The sequence below is a fragment of the Microbacterium luteolum genome (assembly GCF_039533965.1).
GTDB lineage: Bacteria > Actinomycetota > Actinomycetes > Actinomycetales > Microbacteriaceae > Microbacterium > Microbacterium luteolum.
Window position 1 is genome coordinate 2,930,098 of sequence record NZ_BAAAUN010000001.1, and the last position, 18,664, is coordinate 2,948,761.

At 68.0% G+C, this 18,664-nt stretch carries 16 protein-coding genes; 11 read left to right on the plus strand and 5 right to left on the minus strand.

Features of this window, described 5'->3' with window-relative positions:
• Positions 1–35 precede the first annotated feature (35 nt).
• Both ABD648_RS14210 and ABD648_RS14215 read right to left on the minus strand, forming a co-directional pair.
• The gene (locus tag ABD648_RS14210) at positions 36–671 is read right to left on the minus strand and encodes a SipW-dependent-type signal peptide-containing protein (RefSeq protein ID WP_344709781.1); all 636 of its coding nucleotides are present in this window, start codon (positions 669–671) and stop codon (positions 36–38) included.
• 2 nt (positions 672–673) lie between these two features.
• A complete protein-coding gene (locus ABD648_RS14215; protein ID WP_282215604.1) occupies positions 674–1,294 on the minus strand; it encodes a SipW-dependent-type signal peptide-containing protein in 621 nt (206 codons plus the stop codon).
• 162 nt (positions 1,295–1,456) lie between these two features.
• Here ABD648_RS14215 and ABD648_RS14220 point away from each other — a divergent pair, with 162 nt between their 5' ends.
• The 5 genes from ABD648_RS14220 to ABD648_RS14240 all read left to right on the plus strand — a co-directional run bounded on the left by ABD648_RS14220 (position 1,457) and on the right by ABD648_RS14240 (position 7,115).
• Positions 1,457–2,605 (plus strand): glycoside hydrolase family 183 protein, encoded by a 1,149-nt coding sequence (locus ABD648_RS14220; protein ID WP_282215605.1) that lies wholly within the window; start codon positions 1,457–1,459, stop codon positions 2,603–2,605.
• A gap of 130 nt (positions 2,606–2,735) precedes the next feature.
• Positions 2,736–4,103, plus strand: a complete 1,368-nt coding sequence (locus tag ABD648_RS14225; protein WP_282215606.1) for an extracellular solute-binding protein — start codon at positions 2,736–2,738, stop codon at positions 4,101–4,103.
• Positions 4,104–4,178: 75 nt separating this feature from the next.
• Entirely contained in the window at positions 4,179–5,105 is a 927-nt protein-coding gene (locus tag ABD648_RS14230) for a carbohydrate ABC transporter permease (RefSeq protein ID WP_282215607.1), read from the plus strand.
• 1 nt (position 5,106) lies between these two features.
• Entirely contained in the window at positions 5,107–6,003 is an 897-nt protein-coding gene (locus ABD648_RS14235; protein WP_282215608.1) for a carbohydrate ABC transporter permease, read from the plus strand.
• Between the two features lie 11 nt (positions 6,004–6,014).
• The gene (locus tag ABD648_RS14240) at positions 6,015–7,115 is read left to right on the plus strand and encodes a glycoside hydrolase family 183 protein (RefSeq protein ID WP_282215609.1); all 1,101 of its coding nucleotides are present in this window, start codon (positions 6,015–6,017) and stop codon (positions 7,113–7,115) included.
• Between the two features lie 15 nt (positions 7,116–7,130).
• Here the strand turns inward: ABD648_RS14240 and ABD648_RS14245 are convergent, their stop codons facing one another.
• Entirely contained in the window at positions 7,131–7,973 is an 843-nt protein-coding gene (locus ABD648_RS14245) for a PhzF family phenazine biosynthesis protein (protein ID WP_282215610.1), read from the minus strand.
• Positions 7,974–8,097: 124 nt separating this feature from the next.
• Here ABD648_RS14245 and ABD648_RS14250 point away from each other — a divergent pair, with 124 nt between their 5' ends.
• Positions 8,098–8,538, plus strand: a complete 441-nt coding sequence (locus ABD648_RS14250) for a DoxX family protein (protein ID WP_282215611.1) — start codon at positions 8,098–8,100, stop codon at positions 8,536–8,538.
• Between the two features lie 24 nt (positions 8,539–8,562).
• Here the strand turns inward: ABD648_RS14250 and ABD648_RS14255 are convergent, their stop codons facing one another.
• Positions 8,563–9,696 (minus strand): glycoside hydrolase family 172 protein, encoded by a 1,134-nt coding sequence (locus ABD648_RS14255; protein ID WP_282215612.1) that lies wholly within the window; start codon positions 9,694–9,696, stop codon positions 8,563–8,565.
• A 102-nt stretch (positions 9,697–9,798) separates the two neighbouring features.
• Here ABD648_RS14255 and ABD648_RS14260 point away from each other — a divergent pair, with 102 nt between their 5' ends.
• Positions 9,799–10,782, plus strand: coding sequence for a LacI family DNA-binding transcriptional regulator (locus tag ABD648_RS14260; RefSeq protein ID WP_282215613.1), 984 nt, complete (start codon positions 9,799–9,801; stop codon positions 10,780–10,782).
• 11 nt (positions 10,783–10,793) lie between these two features.
• On the opposite strand, the gene ABD648_RS14265 is transcribed toward ABD648_RS14260, so the two are convergent.
• Positions 10,794–11,369 (minus strand): hypothetical protein, encoded by a 576-nt coding sequence (locus tag ABD648_RS14265; protein ID WP_282215614.1) that lies wholly within the window; start codon positions 11,367–11,369, stop codon positions 10,794–10,796.
• A 198-nt stretch (positions 11,370–11,567) separates the two neighbouring features.
• Between ABD648_RS14265 and ABD648_RS14270 the strand changes: the two genes are divergently transcribed.
• From ABD648_RS14270 to ABD648_RS14285, 4 genes are all read left to right on the plus strand, one after another.
• A complete protein-coding gene (locus ABD648_RS14270) occupies positions 11,568–13,061 on the plus strand; it encodes an FGGY-family carbohydrate kinase (protein WP_282215615.1) in 1,494 nt (497 codons plus the stop codon).
• On the plus strand, positions 13,058–15,706 hold the full coding sequence (locus tag ABD648_RS14275; RefSeq protein ID WP_282215616.1) for a GH116 family glycosyl hydrolase: 2,649 nt from the start codon (positions 13,058–13,060) through the stop codon (positions 15,704–15,706). Before ABD648_RS14270 ends, ABD648_RS14275 begins: the two co-directional genes overlap by 4 nt.
• The gene (locus ABD648_RS14280; protein WP_282215617.1) at positions 15,703–17,337 is read left to right on the plus strand and encodes a fucose isomerase; all 1,635 of its coding nucleotides are present in this window, start codon (positions 15,703–15,705) and stop codon (positions 17,335–17,337) included. The genes ABD648_RS14275 and ABD648_RS14280 overlap by 4 nt, the downstream gene beginning before the upstream one ends.
• 106 nt (positions 17,338–17,443) lie before the next feature.
• The gene (locus tag ABD648_RS14285) at positions 17,444–18,649 is read left to right on the plus strand and encodes an endo-beta-N-acetylglucosaminidase H (protein WP_282215618.1); all 1,206 of its coding nucleotides are present in this window, start codon (positions 17,444–17,446) and stop codon (positions 18,647–18,649) included.
• Positions 18,650–18,664 lie beyond the last annotated feature (15 nt).

The window sequence follows — 18,664 nt, forward strand, 5'->3', positions numbered from 1 at the left end:
TCTCATCCCTGCGGCGACCTGACGAGGCGAGCACCTCAGCCCGACGTAGCGGTGAACTCCCAGGCGGCCGTCAGCGTCGTCCCCTGCGCGGCGGTGGGCGTTCCCGCCGGCAGTGTCACCTCGAAGCAGTAATTGACCTGATTGGCGCCGTTCGCGGACAGCGCCTGCGTCGATGTCGAACCGACGGTGAGCGGTGATCCCGCCGCCAGTCCCGCCAGCGCGGTTCCGGCAGCGAAGTTGGCGGCGTTGCAGGTCGTCTGGCTGATCGTGCGCACGCTGTAGGTCAGATACGCGCCGAGGCCGGCGTTGTTCGACGCGTTCGCGCGGAGTTGCACGGCGCCGGCCATCGAGGGATTCACCGTCTTGACGCTGAACAGAGCGTAGACGGCGTCGCCCGGCGACATCGCCGACGCGACGGCGGGGACGGCGAACGACAGCGTCGCGGCTGCCGGAGCGGTGGCGTGCTGCGAGAAGGTGGCGCCATCCGTCGCGCCCTGGATGTTGAAGGTGCCGGCGGTGAAGGTCGCGCCTCCGTATTCGGAGTCGTTCCAGGCGGCCAGCGTGCTGGACACTCCGATTCCCAGCACCAGGCCGCACGCGAGAACAGCCCGCGCTCTTCGGAGCCGCCATCGCCTCGGCGTCATACCGACCGAGGTGACCCGTTCCTGCATGATCAGTTCGGTGTCGAGGTCGCGGTGAACTCCCACGTCGCCGAGCCTGTCGCACCCTGCGTGATGGTTGCTGCGGCCGTCACGGCGAAGCACAGCTGGACAGCGGTCCCCGGCGTCCCGATCGCTGCGCCTTTGGCAAGCGGCACAGCGGTCGCACCGGTGAGTGCGCTCAACGTCGGGCCCGAGGCGATCACGGTTCCCGCTGCGGAGGCGTCGCACACGGCGTCCGGTGCGATCGCCCGGATCGTGTAGGAGAGATTCGCCTCGTTGCCGCCGGTGCCTGCTGTGATCGTGTCGGGCACGAGCGTGGCGTTGTTGCTCGTGGTGCCGTCCAGGCGCACCCACAGGGGTGCGTAGACCACGTCGCCGGGTGACAGTGCTGTGGCGGCGGGGAGTGAGAATGCCAGCGTCGCGGCTGCATCGCCGCGATCGACGTTGTGGTCGACGTAGCCGGCGGTGGCGCTCGTGACCGACCCTTGAAGGTTGAAGGATCCGGCGGTGAAGGTGCCGGTGGCGAATTCGGAATCGTTCCACGCGGCCAATGTGACGGCGGCGCCGATGCCGAGCACGAGACCTCCCGCCAACACGGCCAGGACCTTTCGTCGATCTGTCTTGGTGGACATGGCGGTTCTCCCTTGAATCTCATGGCGGTAATACCGAGATTCTGGACGCGTCGGACCGAAATACTGATATAAAGCGTGCGACCGGGACCGGCCAGACGATCGAGAGAGACTGCACCGTCGAAGACTCTAGATTCTTGAAATCGATTTCGCTACATTCGGGGCATGCATCGTCGCACAGCATCATCCCGGCGCGCCCTGGTCGCCGCATCGGTCGTCGTCGTTCTCGGGTTGCCCGGATGCGCGGGAGGCGGACCGCCGTCCGTCGATCCGGACCCCGACAAGCCCTTCGTGCTGGAGGGCGTCTCGAAGCTCACCGAGATCGCGCAGCTCACCGGTCCGGATGCCATGAACGACACGGCATCCTTCTCCGTCGCCGGTACGGATCTGGGCTCGATGGTGAACGTCGGCGACAAGACGTTCTTCTTCTTCGGCGACACGTTCGGCGAGCGGGACCCCGAGTCCATCGGCGGCCAGGGCGGCTTCTGGAGGTCGAACGTCGCGGCCTGGACGACCGACGACGACCCCACGGACGGCATCGACTTCGAGGGGTGGGTGGAAGACGACATCGGGCTCGCGGGAGCGCTGATCGAAGGCGATCACGACGCCAACGGGGCCGGCGGAGAGGTGACGAAGATCCCCACTTGCGGCTTCGCGATCGGCGAGACGATCTATGTGTCGTACATGTCGGTGAAGTTCTGGGGCGAGCCCGGCGCCTGGGATGCGAACCGCTCCGCGCTCATCGTCTCGCGGGATGACGGCAGGACCTGGTCCCCGGTCGACGGCGTCGAGTGGCCAGGGGACTCGAACTTCATCCAGTTCGCGACCGCGCAGGTGACGGAGGGCGGCGAGGACTGGATCTACTTCTGGTCGATCCCCTCGGGCCGGTTCGGCGGCGTCCAGCTGATGCGCGTGCGCGCCACGGAGGCGGCGGTCGAGGACCCGTCGGCGTACTCGTACTTCGCCGGGCTCGACGGCGATGCGCCGCAGTGGAGCGACGAGATGAGGGATGCGGAGACGATCGTCGACGGCACTATCGGCGAGCTCTCGGTGATGTGGTCGACCTATCTCGAACGCTGGATCATGACCTATTCGGATGCCGGCAGCGCCTACATCCGCGAGGGCATCACGCCGTGGGGACCATGGGGTGAGGCCATCGAGCTCGTGCCCGGATCGGAGTATCCGGGGCTGTATTCGCCGTACCTGAATCCGCGCTACGTCACGGAGGACGGTCGCCGCATCCACTTCACGCTCTCGCTCTGGGATCCGTACAACGTGTTCTGGTTCTCGGCCGACCTGGAACGCGCCGACTGAAATATCGCGAGGCCTGTTTCCCTTGCGCATGAAATCGATTTCGCCTACTCTGGCGCTACCCGATCACTGAGGATCGATCGGCCTGCACAGCAGCGACTCGATGAGGAGTCTGTTCCCTGAGGAGGAACCAATGAGAATCACCACCCGCACCCGACGCACAGCGATCGCCGCCCTCGGCGCGCTGGCGGTCGGCTCTCTGCTCGCCGCCTGCGGCGCGGGCACCCCCGGTGGAACGGCAGGAGGCGACGGCGGCGAAGACGGCGTCACCACGATCCAGTTCTGGCACCGGAGCTTCACGCCGGTCGAGAACGAGTGGTACGCCGACATCGTCAAGCAGTTCAACAAGTCGCAGGACGAGATCAAGGTCGTCGACACCGAGGTTCCCGCCGACGCGTGGGATCAGAAGATGAAGGCCGCGCAGGCCGCAGGCAAGGCGCCGGACGTCTACACCAGCTCCGCCAACCTGCTCGATCTGGTGAACGCCGGATCCGTGCACGAGCTCGACTCGATCGTCTCGAAGGACGCGCTCGGCGAGATCATGGACACCGCCACCTCGATCTCCGAGGTCGAGGGCAAGCACTACGCCTACCCGCTGCTGCTCGAACCGCAGACCGTGCTGTTCTGGAACACCGACATGCTCGATGCCGCGGGCGTCGACTCCTCCGCGGCTCCCGAGACCTGGGACGACCTGCTCGCCGCCTGCGCGAAGATCCAGCCGACGCTCGCCGAGGGCCAGTACTGCATCTCGCCCGCGCAGGACGCCGTGACCATGGCCTGGTCGACCGTGGGCCAGCAGTACAACTTCGCCGGGCACCTCGCACTCACGGACGACTGGTCCGCGCCCGACATCGACAACGACGGCTACCGCGATCTCATGACGCAGTACAAGGAGCTGTGGGACAAGGGATACATGCCCAAGCAGCCGCTCGCCGCGTACGTCGGCGGGGAGGACTTCGGCCAGCAGAAGGTGGCCTTCAAGGTCTCCGGCTCGTGGATGATGTCGGAGATCGGCTCCGACTACGCCGACCTGCTCGCCAAGACGGGCGTCGGCGCATTCCCGAGCGCTTCCGGTGCCGACGGCCGCACGGCCACGACCATGGGCAACTTCACCTGGGTGGTCGACGCCAAGAGCAAGAACGCGGAGGCCGCAGGGAAGTTCCTCGAGTGGGCGATCGCCGGCGACCCCGAGAACCTCGTGCCGTTCTTCGTCGACACCCAATTCACCAAGGTGCCTGTCCGCCAGTCGGTGCAGGATGCGGTCGCGGCGAGCCAGGAAGCCGCCGACGCCCCGTGGTCGAGCATCATCGTCGACGACATCGCGCCCGACGCGATCGCCGGCGCCACCTACCCGTGGGACGTGAACCTCGCCGTGGGCACCGCCATGGAGTCCGTGATGAAGGGCTCGGCGTCGGCGGACGACGCGATCAACACGGCCAAGGCCGCGATCCAGACGGTCATCGACCGTGACGGGCTGCCCGACAAGGCGCCCAAGAACTGATATCGCTCGCTGTCCGGGGGCCGGGGGTCCCGGTCCCCGGACAGCGTCGCACCCTGAGATCGCGACGAGGTGGAAATGGCCAGTCAGGCTGTGCAGGAACGCCGGGAGATCCGGCAGAGGAAGAACCGGTACCGGTACCGGGACAACAGAACCGCCTACTGGTTCCTGGTGCCGCTGGTGGTACTGCTGGGGATCTTCGTGATCTGGCCCGCCATCTACGCCGGATACCTGTCCTTCCAGGACTGGAGCTTCTACAAGGACCCGGAATTCGTCGGCATCCGCAACTATGCCAACGTGCTGAAGGACCCGCTGTTCATCGCCACGATCGGTCGCGGCTTCCTGTTCGTGCTGATGACCGTGCCGGCGATGCTGATCCTGGCGTTCCTGTTCGCCAGCCTCGTCGTCGCGGTGTCGCGTCGGGCGGCGAGCATCCTCAAGGTCAGCATCTACATCCCGACCATCATCTCCGCGGTTATCACGTCGATCATCTTCGTCCTGATCTACAACTACTCCGGCGGTCTGCTCAACGCCTTCCTCGGCGTCTTCGGAGTCGACCCGATCGCCTGGATCGGCGACCCGAAATGGGCGCTCCTCGCGGTCGCCGTCCCCGCCATCTGGCTGGGCATGGGACTCACCTCGCTGATCATGGTCGCGGCCATGGTCGACATCCCCACCGAGTACTACGAGGCGGCGGCGATGGAGGGCGCGAACTGGGGGCAGAAGACCGCGTACATCACGATCCCGCAGATGAAGAACGTGGTGCTGTACCTGCTGATCACCGGGTTCGTCGCGGCGATCCAGCAGTTCGAGCTCCCCCTCGTGATGACCCAGGGCGGTCCGCTCGACTCGACGACCCTGCCGAACCTCTTCATCTTCAACCACTTCCGCAACGACGTGAACGTCGGCTACTCGATCGCGGCCGCTCTGCTGCTGTTCGTGGTGCTGGGGACCATCTCGGCCCTCGTGTTCAAGTTCGTCAACTCCGAAAGGCTGGTGGACTGAGATGGCCGTCATGCAGGAGACCACCCGCATCGTCCTCGCCGGCAAGGAGCCGCGGGCACAGCGCAGAGCGCCGCGCACGGCCGGCGGCTGGCTCGTCGTCATCGGCAAGGTGATCCTCGGCGCGATCTTCGTGGTCGCGTCGCTGTTCCCCCTCGCGTGGATGGTGATCGCCGGGTTCAAGTCGAAGACCGAGGTCGTCGAGACGCCGTTCCAGTTCTTCCCCGAGGTCTGGTTGTGGCAGAACTACGCGCAGATCCTCGCCGACCCCACGTTCCTGCAGACGCTGCTGTGGACGTTCTTCGGCGCCGTCCTGTTCACGGTCGGCAGCCTGGCGGTCAACTCCCTCGCCGCCTATGCCTTCGCCCGCCTGGACTTCCGATTCAAGGGCACCATCTGGGCCATCGTGATCACGACGATGTTCATCCCCGGCATGACGATCCTGCTCACGAGCTTCATCGTCGTGACCCGCCTGTCGATGCTCGACACCCTCGCCGTGCTCGTGATCCCCGGGCTCGCCAGCGCAGGCATGGTCTTCTTCATCCGGCAGTTCTACCTGAACATCCCGAAGAGCCTCGAGGAGGCCGCGATGCTCGACGGCTGCGGCCGGTTCGGCATCTTCGTCCGCATCTTCCTGCCGCTGTCCAAGCCGCCCTTCGTCGTCATGGGCATCACGGCGTTCCTCGCCTACTGGAACTCGTACGTCTGGCCGATCCTGACCATCACCTCGCCCGAGCGCTTCGTCCTGCAGCAGTACCTCGCGACCTTCCGCTCCGAGCGCAGCACCGAGCTCGGACTCCTGATGGCGGGGTCCGTGCTGGCCGCGGCCCCCGTGATCATCCTGTTCCTGATCTTCCAGCGCCAGATCATCGGCAACATCAAGATGGCGGGTCTCAAGTAGAGGAGAGGTCGATGGAGACCGAGAACACGCACGGCGGCGGAATCAGTCGCCGAGGAGTACTGCAGGGAGCCGCCGTGCTCGGCGCCGCGTTCGTCGCGGCGACGGCACCGGCGCCACCGGCATCCGCCGCCGGACTGACGGTGACGAGGATCAAGGTGCTCGCGGGTACCCAGAGCCCGCTGCAGTACGGGGTGGGCGCGACCGACCTCGGCATCCCGGCCCGCACGCCGGACGGGCGGATGCTGTTCGTCTTCGGCGACACATGGGCCGACACTGTGGGAGGCGCGAACTGGCGCTCGCCGGTGGCGCTGTACTCGTCGACGACGAACCTCAACGCCGGTGTGACCTTCAACGGATGCGGTGGAGCGGGCGCGAACACGCAGGGGGTGGCGCCACAGCTCTGGTATTACCCGCACGACGCGTACTTCACGACCGTGATCCCATCCGACGTGATCACGATCGGATCGCGGATGTACCTGCACGCGATCGTGAACGGTCCGCAGTTCGGCGCGGTGCGCTGGACGGAGCTGTGGATGTCGGACGACAACGGCGCCACCTGGCAGCACACCGGGCTGCAGTTCCCCGCCGACATGGCGGGCGGGAAGTTCCAGTGCATCACGTGGGGTCTGGGCAGCGACGGCTACGTGTACATCTACGGCACCGGATTCCAGCGCGACAAGGGCATCGTGCTCTACCGGGTGCCGTCGAACAACATGACCACGCTGTCCGCCTATCAGCCCTGGGGTTTCGCGAACGGATCCTGGGGCTGGGGAAAGCCCGTGACCGAGGTGCTGCCCGGAGGGTTCGGCGAGATGTGCCTCCGGCCCCTCGGCGGCAAATGGATCCTCACCTGCTTCAACGCCCCGGAGTACCGGATCGACGCGATGGTGCTGAACACCCCGACCGACAACCTGTACACGGCGACCAAGACGACGCTGCTGCACGGCACCGAGTGGGGGACGGAGGATGCCTCGCACGTGGCGCAGCTGTACGGCGGATACATCATCCCCGGGTCCACGCTGTCCGATCTGCACCTCAGCGTGAGCCAGTGGCACACCGGGAACAACAGCGTCTATCACTCGGAGCAGTTCCGGGTGCAGGGACTCGTGTAGGCATCCGCCCGCGGATCAGAGCTCGACGAACCCCGACACGACCACGTCGGCACGGCCGCCCACCCATACCTGATCGGCCTCCTGGCTGATCAGGATCCGTCCGCGGCGTCCGATGGCCGTGCCCTGTGCGGCGAGGTACGGGGCGCGGGCGCGACCGGTCGAGAGCAGCCACTCCGCCGCCGCGGCGTTCAGGCTGCCGGTCACGGGGTCCTCCCGCAGCGGGCCGTCGCCGTCGGTGAAGAAGGCGCGCAGCTCGAACGCGGTCTCGGCTCCTTCCGAGTGAGGGCCGATCACGCCGATGTCCCAGACTCCGGGGTGACCTGCGACATCCGGGCGGAGGTCGAGAACCGTCTCGGCGCTGTCCAGCAGCAGACCGACCCAGCCGGGGCCGTTGTCGAGCCACTCGGCGTCGACGAGCTTTTCGCGGCTGATGCCCAGGATCTCGACCAGCTCGGTGACGAGCTCGGGTGCGACGGGGCCGGAGCGCGTCCGCGGCGGCGAGGCGAAGGCCAGTCGGTCGCCGTTCACCCGCACGGGGATCAGGCCGGCGGGGCACTGCTGGATCACCGTGCCGGGGGTCGACGGCAGCCCGCCGGCATCCAGCCACGCCCTGGTCGTCCCGAGCGTCGGATGGCCCGCGAACGGGAGCTCGGTGCTCAGGCTGAAGATGCGTACGCGGTAGTCGGCTCCCGGCTCGGTCGGAGGCAGCACGAAGGTGCATTCGGAGAGGTTCGTCCACACCGAGAACCGGCGCAGGTCATCGTCGTCGAGGCCCTCCGCATCGAGAACGACGGCGACGGGGTTGCCCGTGCCCGGGGTGTCGCCGAACACATCGACCTGTCGGAATCCGCGCTGCATGTCTGGAGGATATCCGGTGGACGGAGCACTCAGCAGACGGAAAGCTCGCCTTCGTACGGTCGAAACAGGGAATGCCCCTGCTCCGCGCCTGGCGCGGTGTCCTGCCACGAAGGAACACCTCCTCATGACGAACACCACCGCCCCCTCCGCAGCCACGTCGACGGGACTCCTCGTCCTCCGCGTCGTCGTCGGTGCGATCTTCGCCGCCCACGGCGCTCAGAAGATCTTCGAGTACACCCTGCCGGGCACGATCGGCAGCTTCGCGGGCATGGGGATCCCGTTGCCCGAGATCGCGGCACCGGTCGTCGCGTTCGTCGAACTCGTCGGCGGCATCCTGCTGATCGCCGGGTTCTTCACCCGCCCGGTGGGCATTCTCCTCGCCATCGACATGGCCGTCGCACTCGTCGCCGTTCACCTTCCCGCCGGGCTCTGGGTCGGCGAGGGCGGCTACGAGTTCGTGGCCGTGCTCGGCGTCGCGGCTCTCGCGCTCGCGTTCACCGGTGCGGGGAAGTTCTCGCTCGACCGCGCTCTGCTGCGCGGACGCGTCCCGGCCTGGATCGCCTGAGGATCGCAGGGCGCTCGGGCGGCCTCAGTCCTGAGGGGCCCGGGCGGGGCTCGCGCCGATGTCCGGAACCGGAGCGGTCCCTAGGTGGACCTCCAGGTCGTCGGCCGTCGGCGTCTTCGGGCGCCGTGCGGTCGGCCGGTCGAGGTAGAACAGCGCGGTCGAGGCGATGTCATCCCGCAGCGGCAGGTACCGCCATCCGCTGCGCCAGCCGAGAGCCTGGATGTCGACCTTCGGGATGCCGGTGGCGAAGTGGATCGGGTCGAGAAGGTGCCAGCGGTACATGCCGAAGCGCTGCTGGCTCACATACAGGCCGTCCGGCCTGATCACCTGCGGCATCCCGAGATAGGGCGTCGAGAACTCGGTGTAGCCCTTCCCGGGGATGTCGAAGTTCCAGGCGCCGCCGAAGTAGTCCTCGGTGCCGGTGCCGCAGATCGTCGGGTAGTCGGTGTCGTCGTCGAGGTAGAACTTGATCTCGCCCTCGCCCCACCAGCCGTTCGAGTTCACGCCCCATGCGATGTACGTGCCGACGTACTGGCCCTGGCCTTCGATCCCCTCGAGGATGACGTGCGGGGTCAGGTCCTCCAGCGGGTTCGACCGGCGCCACTGCGCGTGGAAGTAGCCGTCGTTCGAGTAGTCGCCGCCGATCTCGTACGTCACCTGGTAGTACACGCGGACGTCGACGACGGAGGTGTTCTCGACGGTCAGGCGGGCGCCGTCCTTGAACGGCATCGGCCAGTACGAGTTGAACCCGCCATGAGGGTTCGCGGCGATCGTCTGCGAGTTCACCTGCGCGAACACGCCCCAGCCGTTGCAGAAGAAGTCGCCGTACGGCACTTCGATCGCCGGCTCGTCCGATCCGTCCCAGTAGGCGCGCAGCAGCAGCGTGCGCCAATTGTCGGTGTGCGTGGTGATCCAGATGTGCGTGATCTTGCCGGCCCCCTGGATGCTCGCGAGCTCGAGCGTCTCGCCGGCCTTGATGTCGACGCTCGGTGAGATCTTCCAGCCGGGGCCGAGGTCACGCGCGTTCCCCGCGCCCGTGCCCTCGGTCGCCCGGCCTCCGCCCCCAGCGGATCCGTCGAAGTTCTCCGGTGAGATCGAACGCGTCTGCACGGATCGCAGCGCTGCGAGGGATGCCAGGTCGGAGGTAGCAGAAGTCATGGGCGCTAATGTAATCGATTTCAGCGCAGAACTCCAGAGATCGCGTGCGTGCGCGATACTGTTGCTTCACGCCCGGCGCGACCGGGCAGGCAGTGAGGGTGCATGGCCACGATCTACGACGTCGCAGAGCTCGCGGGAGTCTCTCCCGCGACGGTCTCGCGCGTCTTCAACGGCACGAGCGTGTCGGACGAGAAGGTCGCCGCCGTCCGGGATGCCGCGGAGAAGCTGAGCTTCACTCCGAACCGCACCGCGCGCACGCTGCGCCGCCAGAGCTCCGAGGTGATCGCTCTCGTGATCCCGGACATCGAGAACCCCTACTTCACCGAGATGGCCCGCGGGGTCGAGGATGTCGCCTCCGAAGCCGGCTACTCGGTCGTGCTCTGCAACTCCGACGCCCAGATGGAGAAGGAGGCCACGTACCTCCGGATCGCGATCGCCGAGCACATGTCGGGCGTCATCATCGCGACGGCCGACGAGGGCACCAAGCTCGACACCATCCTGGCGACCGGGCGACCCATCGTGGCTGTCGACCGGAGCACGACCTACGACATCGACGGCGTCGTGATGGCGAACCGCGCCGCCGGGACCTCGGCCACCAAAGACCTGATCGACGCCGGGTACCGTCGCATCGCCTACATCGGCGGCCCTGAGCACATCGACACGGCGGCGGAGCGCGCGGCGGGATGGCGCACGGCGCTCGGCGCCGCGTATCCGGAGCTCGACCTCGATGCGCTGCAGCGATTCGAGACCTTCCGTGTCGACGGCGGCCGCGCCGCCATGGAAGACCTCCTCTCGCTGCCGGAACCGCCGGACGCCGTGGTCGCCGGAAACAACCTCATCGGCGTCGGCGCGATCCAGGTTCTCACCGAGCACGGGCTCACACCGCCCCAGGTCGGCGTCGCGGTGATCGGCTCGCTGCCCTTCACCACGCTGTCGCCCAGCGCGGTGACCGTCGTGCGGCTTCCCGCCCGGCACATGGGCGTGACCGCCGCGCGCATGCTGCTCGAGCGCATCAAGGGAGACAAGCAGCCGGCGCGGACCGTCGTGCTGCGCAACGAGGTGCAGCCAGCGAGCCCGCGGGCCTGAGCGGCCTTCGCTCAGGAAGAACCCCAGAAGCGGGTCGCCAGATTCGCGACCTCCTTGTCGAGGTCTTCGAGGCGCCGGTCGATCGATCCGAGTCGCGTGTCGACCTTCGCATCCATCGCGTCGAAGCGGGCGTCGAATTTCGCGTCCATGGCCTCGAAGCGGGCGTCGAATTTCGCATCCATGGCCTCGAAGCGGGCGTCGAATTTCGCATCCATGGCCTCGAAGCGGGCGTCGAACACTCCCTGAAGTCCTTCGAGGCGGGCTTCGATCTCTCGGCGGAATGATGTGAGCGTGCTGTCGTTCTGGCGGGTGAGCGAGGTGAGCGTGCTCTCGTTCTGGTGGGAGAGCGAGGCGAGCGTGCTGTCGTTCTGGCGGGTGAGCGAGGTGAGCGTGATCTCGTTCTGGCGGGTGAGCGAGGCGAGCGTGCTCTCGTTCTGGTGGGAGAGCGAGGCGAGCGTGCTCTCGTTCTGGTGGGAGAGCACCGTCAGTGTCTTGTGACCCTGTCGCAGCAGCAGAGAGATCACGCCGATCATCACGGCGGCGAACACGCCGATCAAAGTCCACACCTGCGGTTCGGTCATCTCCATGGCTCCATTCTGCGAACGAAAGGCCAGATTGTCACGGTATTCCGGGTGCCGACCGTCCGAATCCCACGAGCTGTGGACAACACGAATCGCGCAAGTTCGGTGCAGCAAGAGTGGCAGCCGCTTGCGCCTTGAAATCGATTTCGCGTACAGTGACGATCAGGTTTCAGGTTCCGCAGTTCGGGTTTCAAGGAGGACGCCATGCGCTGCACCCTCGGGGTGGACATCGGCACGTCCAGCAGCAAGGGCGTGCTGGTCGCCGACGACGGCGTGATCCTGGCGACCGCGACGCGTTCGCACGACGTCAGCCGCCCGCGCACGGGCTGGGTGGAGATGGACGGGCGCGTGTGGTGGGACGAGTTCGTCGCGATCGTGCGCGAGCTGCTCGCCGCGGCACCCGCCGCCGAGGTCGCGGGTGTCGGCGTGAGCGGCATGGGGCCCTGCATCCTGCTCGCGGACGACGCGGACGAGCCCGTGCGCCCCGCGATCCTGTACGGCGTGGACACCCGATCGGGGGCGCAGATCGAGCGGATGACGGCAGAGCTGGGCGTCGACGAGATCGCGCGGATCGGCGGCTCGACGCTCACCTCGCAGGCGGGCGGTCCGAAGCTGGCCTGGGTCGCCGAGGAGGATCCCGACGCCTGGGCGCGTGCACGACGCCTGTTCATGCCTGCCTCGTGGCTCGCCCGCAGGCTCACCGGCGCCTATGTCCTCGACCATCAGTCGGCGAGTCAGGTCTCCCCGCTGTACGACATCGAGAACGAGCGCTGGCACGAGCCGTGGTGGGAGAGGTACGCAGGCCGCATCGAGCAGCCGTCGCTCGCCTGGGCGGGCGATGTCGCCGGAAAGGTGACCGCGGACGCGGCATCCGCCACCGGCATTCCCGCGGGAACCGCGGTCATCACCGGCACGATCGACGCGTGGACCGAGGCGGTGAGCGTGGGTGCGCACGAGGTCGGCGACCTGATGCTGATGTACGGAACGACCATGTTCCTCGTGGCCACGGGTGCCGAGACGCTGCGCACCCCGTCGATGTGGACCACCGCCGGGGCCTTCGCCGGCACGCGGAACCTGGCCGGCGGTCTCTCCACCTCGGGCGCCCTGACGGCTTGGCTGAAGGACCTCACCGGCGCGGACTACCCCGAGCTTCTCGCGGATGCCGAGGCGTCAGGACCCGGAGCTGCGGGACTGCTTTTGCTGCCCTACTTCGCGGGGGAGCGCACCCCGATCCAGGATCCGGATGCCCGCGGCGTGATCGCGGGGCTCACGCTCGAGCACACGTGCGGTGACCTCTACCGCGCGGCGCTCGAGGCGACGGCCCTCGGCGTGCGGCACAACGTCGAGACCATGCGCGCGGCCGGGGCCGACATCCGGCGCATCGTCGCGGTCGGCGGCGGCACGCAGGGCCGGCTGTGGATGCAGGTGGTCTCCGACGTGACCGGGCTCGTCCAGGAGGTGCCGGCGACGACCATCGGCGCGAGCTACGGTGCGGCCTTCCTCGCGGCGACCGCGATCGCCGCTGCGGGGGAGGCCCCCGCGATCACCGATTGGAACCCGATCATCGAGACCATCCGCCCTGACCCGGCGCTCCGCACCTTCTACGACACCCTCTTCGACCGCTACGTGCGGCTGTACGAGGGGTCGAAGGACGTGGTGCACGAGCTGGCCGCCGCGCAGCGGGGAGCATCCGCATGAACCGGCGTGCCCGCGGCATCCCGCACACCTCGCAGGCGACGGCGTTCCCGCTCGGCGGCATCGGCACCGGCAACGTCTCGATCGGCGCCCGCGGCGAGCTGCGCGACTGGGAGTTCGAGAACCTGCCGGACAAGGGGCGGCGCAACCCGCACTCGTTCTTCGCGATCCATGCCGCGCCCGAGGGCGGCACTCCGGTGACCCGCGTGCTCGAGGCGCGGCTCACCGGTCGTCACGATGCGGATGCCGGCTACGCCTTCGACCAGCTGGCCGGTCTCCCGCGTCTCGACGGCGCCACCCTGCACGGCGAGTACCCGGTCGTCGACGTCGACTTCACCGACGCCGTCCTGCCGGTCGAGGTCTCGCTTCACGCCTTCACCCCCCTCGTGCCCCTCGACGCCGACGACTCCGGGATCCCGGCCGCCGTGCTGCGCTACCGCGTGACCAACCCCGGTGCGGTGCCCGTCGCCGTCACGGTGGTGGGCAGCGTCTCGCACACCGCCGGGCGCGGAGCCGCCGGACCCGACGCCCCGTGGGGGATGCGCGCGACGCAGACAGTGCGGTGGCGCGACGACGGCGACGTGCGCGGCCTCGACTTCGGCATCGACCTCCCGCAGGACGACCCCGGCTACGGCACACTGAGCCTCACCACGACGGATGCCGCCACCACGGCGAAGCCCCAATGGGTCACGAGCTACTGGCCCGACGGAGCGCGCCTGTTCTGGAACGACCTGACCGACGACGGGCTGCTCGCCCCGGAGCCCCGGCTCACCCTCGAGGATCGTCCCCGCGGGCTGTTCGCCGAGCTCGACGAGAGTGGGTCCCTGAGCTCGTCGAAGGGCGCTCCGCTCACCGAGGAGCAGATGCTCGCGAAGCTCCCCCGCCTGCGCACCGGCTCCCTCGGCGTCGTCCACACCCTCGCCCCGGGCGAGGCCCGCGATTTCGAGTTCGTGCTGGCGTGGAGCTTCCCGAACCGCCGGCGCGGCTGGCACGGCCACATCGTGTTCGCGGATCCTCCTGAGGACGGCCCGCTGTCGCCCATAGTCCGCAACCACTACGCGACCCTCTGGGCCGACGCCTGGTCGGCGGCGACGCATCTGCACCGTGAGCTCCCGGCCCTCGAAGGGGCGACCGATGCCTTCGTCGAGGCGCTGTACGGGAGCAGCCTCGACCCGGTGCTGGTCGACGCGATCGGGGCGAACATCGCCGCCGCGCGCTCGACGACGGGGTTCGTGCTCGAGTCCCCGAACCCCGAGCTGGGGGAGGGGCCGGTGTTCGCGGCCTGGGAGGGATCGTTCGATCACGGCGGCTCCTGCGAGGGCACCTGCACGCACGTCTGGTCGTACGCGCAGACGCTCGCCTGGCTGTTCCCCTCGCTCGAGCGGAGCGCGCGCCGGGTCGAGTACCTGCTCGAGACCGATGGCGAGGGAGCGCAGAAATTCCGCGGCAACCGCATCTTCGGCGGACCCGCGTGGTTCATGGCTCCGGCTGTCGACGGACAGCTCGGCACGCTGCTGCGCCTGCACCGGGAATGGCGGTTCAGCGGCGACGACGAGTTCCTGCGCGAGCTGTGGCCCGCGGCATCCCGCACCCTCGACTACGCGATCCGCGAATGGGACCGCGACGGCGACGGCCTGCTCGACGGCGAGATGCACAACACCTACGACATCGAGTTCCACGGCGCCGAGCCGCTCGCCAACGGCGTGTACCTGGCGGCGCTCCGCGCCGGCGTCCGGATGGCGGAGCACCTGGGCGAGCAGGAGCGGGCCCGCGCGTGGTCGACGCGCGCCGACCACGTCGCCGCGGCCATGGACGAGACGCTCTGGAACGGCGAGTACTACCGCCAGGTGATCGATGATGCCGACGCGCACCGCTACCAGTACGGCGAGGGGGTGCTCTCCGACCAGCTGCTGGGGCAGTTCCACGCCTACGTGAACGGCCTCGGGCACATCCTGCCCGCGGAGCGCGTCGGCTCCGCGCTCGCCGCGATCGTGGCGCACAACCACCGCGACGACCTCTCGGCGCATGAGAGCACGCAGCGCGTCTACGCGCTGAACGACGAGGGCGGGCTGCTGCTCGCGTCCTGGCCGCACGGCGGACGACCCGCGATCCCGTTCGTGTACTCGGACGAGGTGTGGACCGGCGTCGAGCATCAGGTCGCGGCATCCCTCCTCTTCGCCGGCCGCTACGACGACGCCCTGCTCGTCGAACGGACGCTGCGTGCCCGCTACGACGGGGGCCACCGCAGTCCGTGGAACGAGATCGAGTGCGGCAACCACTACGCCCGCTCGCTCGCGTCGTGGGCGCTGCTGCTCGGTGCGACGGGCGCGCAGTGGGATGCGCCGACGGGAGTGCTGTCGTTCGCGCCCTGCGCTTCGACAAGCTCAGCGACCCAGGGTGGAGGCTCAGCGACCCAGGGTGGAGGCTCAGGGACCCAGGGGGCCGAGAGGTTCCTGTTCACCACGGGCACGGGCTGGGGACGCGTCGAGATCGACCGCGATGCCCTCACCCTCCACCTCGACGGCGGCGAGCTCGACATCGCCGACCTGCAGCTGCACGGCCGGAGCCTCGGCCGCGGCATCCGACTCCGAGCGAGCGAATCCCAGCGGTTCCCGCTCACCACGACCCCAACACCGGAGGCATCATGACCACCTACACCCTGCCGGCCCCGGCATCCCGCCCGGCGTCTGCACCGAAGACCGCCTACCTGATCGCCTCCGGCGACCTGCGCGAATCCGCCAACACGGGCGGCTGGCCCGTGCAGGTCGAACTCGAAGCCGGCGTCACCGGTGTCTTCAACGACCTCGGCTGGACCGTCATCCGCGCCAACGAGGTCGACCCCGCGACCGGCCACGGCTTCATCTCCAGCCAGCGCATGGGCCTCGAGGTCTTCAAGAACATCCCGACGGATGCTCCGCTCATCGTCGCCGAGGCCGTGTGGCAGTACTCGCACCATGTGCTCGCTGGTCTGCGCTCGCATCAGGGGCCGATTCTCACGGTCGCGAACTTCGCGGGTGACTGGCCGGGACTCGTCGGACTGCTCGGCCTCAACGCCGGACTGACCAAGATGGACAAGCCGTACGCGTCGATCTGGTCGGTCGACTTCAGCGACGACTGGTTCAAGGCCGGCATCAAGGAGTGGACCGAGACCGGGTCGATCACGCACGACGCCTCGCACGTGCGGGCCCTGCCCGAGCTGCCGGACAGCCCCGAGAAGCAGCTCGGGGAGGCGCTCGCCGCCGAGCTGCTCGCCGAGAAGGCCATCATCGGCGTCTTCGACGAAGGCTGCATGGGCATGTACAACGCGATCTTCGACGACGAGCTGCTGAACAAGACCGGCATCTACAAGGAGCGCCTGTCGCAGTCGGCCCTGTACGCCGAGATGCTCAAGGTCTCCGAAGGCGAGGCGGATGCCGCCTACGACTGGCTGATCGACGCCGGAATGACATTCCAGTACGGCGAGGATGCCGCGACCGAGCTCACCCGCGAGCAGGTTCAGTGGCAGCTGAAGATGTACATCGCCGCCCTCCGCATCGCCGATGACTTCGGGCTCGACGCGGTCGGCATCCAGTACCAGCAGGGTCTGAAGGACCTGGTGCCCGCATCCGATCTGGCCGAGGGCATCCTGAACTCCACCGAGCGCCCGCCGGTGACCTCGCGCGACGGGTCACGCGTGCTGCACGAGGGCCGCGCGTTCCCGCATTTCAATGAGGCCGACGAGGGCGTCGCGGTCGACGCGCTCGTGACCGACCGGGTCTGGCGCGCGATGGGGCTCGTGCCAGACAACACGCTGCACGACGTGCGCTGGGGCGAGGACTTCGACGGGCAGTTCGTGTGGGTCTACGAGATCTCGGGCTCCGTGCCGGCCTCGCACCTGGGCGGATGGCAGAACGCCGAGGGCTGGCGTCAGGGGCACGTGTTCTTCCCCGCGGGCGGTGCGACGATCAACGGCGTCTCGAAGCCGGGCGAGATCGTGCTGTCGCGGGTCTTCATCGCCGACGGCATCCTGCAGGCCGACATCTTCCGGGCATCCGTCGTCGAGCTGCCGGCCGAGGAGACGCAGCGCCGCAAGGACGCCACCAACCCGGAGTGGCCGATCGCGCACGTGGTGCTGCACGGCATCTCGCGCGACCAGTTCATGGCGCGGCACAAGGCCAACCACGCCCAGCTCGTCTATGCCCCGGATGCCGAGACCGCCGACAAGGCGCTGATCGCCAAGGCCGCGATGTTCGCGGGCATGGGCATCAAGGTCAACCTCGTGGGAGACGTCGCCGTCTGACCTGAGCATCGACCCTTCACCTCGTTTCGCTTAAGCGATATAGTCGGCGGCAGGTCGCACCGATGCGGCCTGATCTCGACGTCGATGATGAAGGAGAAGATCTGCCATGAGTCAGTCACGCATCAGGAGTCACCGGTTCCGAAAAGGCCTCGCGGCCGTGGCGGGCCTCGCCGTCGCCGCAGCCGGTGCTGTCGCTGCGAGCCCGGCCGCCGCGACCGAAGCGCCCGAGAACGACCCGCAGCTCGCGGTCTATGTGGAAGTGAACTCTAACGATTTAGCGAACGTCGCCGACTACACCCTCGCCGATTCCGGGCGTGTAGCCGTGGACCTGGCGATGATCTTCGCCGCGAACATCAACTACGACGGCGAGAAGGCGAACCTGCACTTCAACGAGCGCGTGACCGAGACGCTGAACGACGCCGAGAACCAGATCCGCCCGGTGCAGGAGCAGGGAACGAAGGTGCTGCTCTCGGTGCTCGGCAACCACCAGGGCGCGGGATTCGCGAACTTCACCTCCTACGAGCAGGCCGATGCGTTCGCCGCCCAGCTCGCCGACGCGGTGACGACCTACGGACTCGACGGCATCGACTTCGACGACGAGTGGACGGAGTACGGCGCCAACGGCACGCCGCAGCCCAACGCGGAGTCGTTCGGATGGCTGGCCACGGCGCTGCGTGGTCGACTCGGCGACGACAAGATCATCAGCCTGTACGCGATCGGCCCGTCGTACACGACGACGGACTTCACGCTGTTCGATGCCGAGGGCGTGCTCGACTACGCCTGGAACCCCTATTACCCGACCTATGACGCGCCGAGGGTGCCGGGGCTCGAGGACCGCACGCGCATCGGAGCCGCGGCGATCGACCTCGCGAACACCAGTGCTGCGACAGCGGCGGACTTTGCGAACCGCACGGTCGCCGATGGCTACGGGGTCTACGTGGCGTACAACCTCACCGCGACCGATCAGTCCGCTTATCTCTCCGGCATCACGCAGGCGCTCAAGGGAGAGGCGACCGAGTACCGCGCGTCGCCGAAGGACCGCACGGCTCCGACCATCACGGTGAAGCAGGGTGCCGAGTTCACCACGGGATCCTCCGACGCGTACTCCCAGGTCAGCTTCAAGCTGTACGACGCGGGCCAGATCGATCGGCTCTTCGTCAACGGCGTGCTGAAGGACCTCACGAACAACACGTGGAGCGACCTCAACTTCGTGAAGCCGGGAGCCTTCGGGGCGGTCGCCGGAGCGAACACGCTCGAGGTGCTCGACGTCGCGGGGAACCGCACCGAGGTGTCGTTCGTGCTTGCCGGCTGATCCGCTGGTCGGCTG

Bases quoted from the DNA above. Each gene is read 5' to 3' on its own strand.
- ABD648_RS14210 (WP_344709781.1), bottom strand. From the start codon at position 671: ATGCAGGAACGGGTCACCTCGGTCGGTATGACGCCGAGGCGATGGCGG.
- ABD648_RS14215 (WP_282215604.1), bottom strand. From the start codon at position 1,294: ATGTCCACCAAGACAGATCGACGAAAGGTCCTGGCCGTGTTGGCGGGA.
- ABD648_RS14220 (WP_282215605.1), top strand. From the start codon at position 1,457: ATGCATCGTCGCACAGCATCATCCCGGCGCGCCCTGGTCGCCGCATCG.
- ABD648_RS14225 (WP_282215606.1), top strand. From the start codon at position 2,736: ATGAGAATCACCACCCGCACCCGACGCACAGCGATCGCCGCCCTCGGC.
- ABD648_RS14230 (WP_282215607.1), top strand. From the start codon at position 4,179: ATGGCCAGTCAGGCTGTGCAGGAACGCCGGGAGATCCGGCAGAGGAAG.
- ABD648_RS14235 (WP_282215608.1), top strand. From the start codon at position 5,107: ATGGCCGTCATGCAGGAGACCACCCGCATCGTCCTCGCCGGCAAGGAG.
- ABD648_RS14240 (WP_282215609.1), top strand. From the start codon at position 6,015: ATGGAGACCGAGAACACGCACGGCGGCGGAATCAGTCGCCGAGGAGTA.
- ABD648_RS14245 (WP_282215610.1), bottom strand. From the start codon at position 7,973: ATGCAGCGCGGATTCCGACAGGTCGATGTGTTCGGCGACACCCCGGGC.
- ABD648_RS14250 (WP_282215611.1), top strand. From the start codon at position 8,098: ATGACGAACACCACCGCCCCCTCCGCAGCCACGTCGACGGGACTCCTC.
- ABD648_RS14255 (WP_282215612.1), bottom strand. From the start codon at position 9,696: ATGACTTCTGCTACCTCCGACCTGGCATCCCTCGCAGCGCTGCGATCC.
- ABD648_RS14260 (WP_282215613.1), top strand. From the start codon at position 9,799: ATGGCCACGATCTACGACGTCGCAGAGCTCGCGGGAGTCTCTCCCGCG.
- ABD648_RS14265 (WP_282215614.1), bottom strand. From the start codon at position 11,369: ATGGAGATGACCGAACCGCAGGTGTGGACTTTGATCGGCGTGTTCGCC.
- ABD648_RS14270 (WP_282215615.1), top strand. From the start codon at position 11,568: ATGCGCTGCACCCTCGGGGTGGACATCGGCACGTCCAGCAGCAAGGGC.
- ABD648_RS14275 (WP_282215616.1), top strand. From the start codon at position 13,058: ATGAACCGGCGTGCCCGCGGCATCCCGCACACCTCGCAGGCGACGGCG.
- ABD648_RS14280 (WP_282215617.1), top strand. From the start codon at position 15,703: ATGACCACCTACACCCTGCCGGCCCCGGCATCCCGCCCGGCGTCTGCA.
- ABD648_RS14285 (WP_282215618.1), top strand. From the start codon at position 17,444: ATGAGTCAGTCACGCATCAGGAGTCACCGGTTCCGAAAAGGCCTCGCG.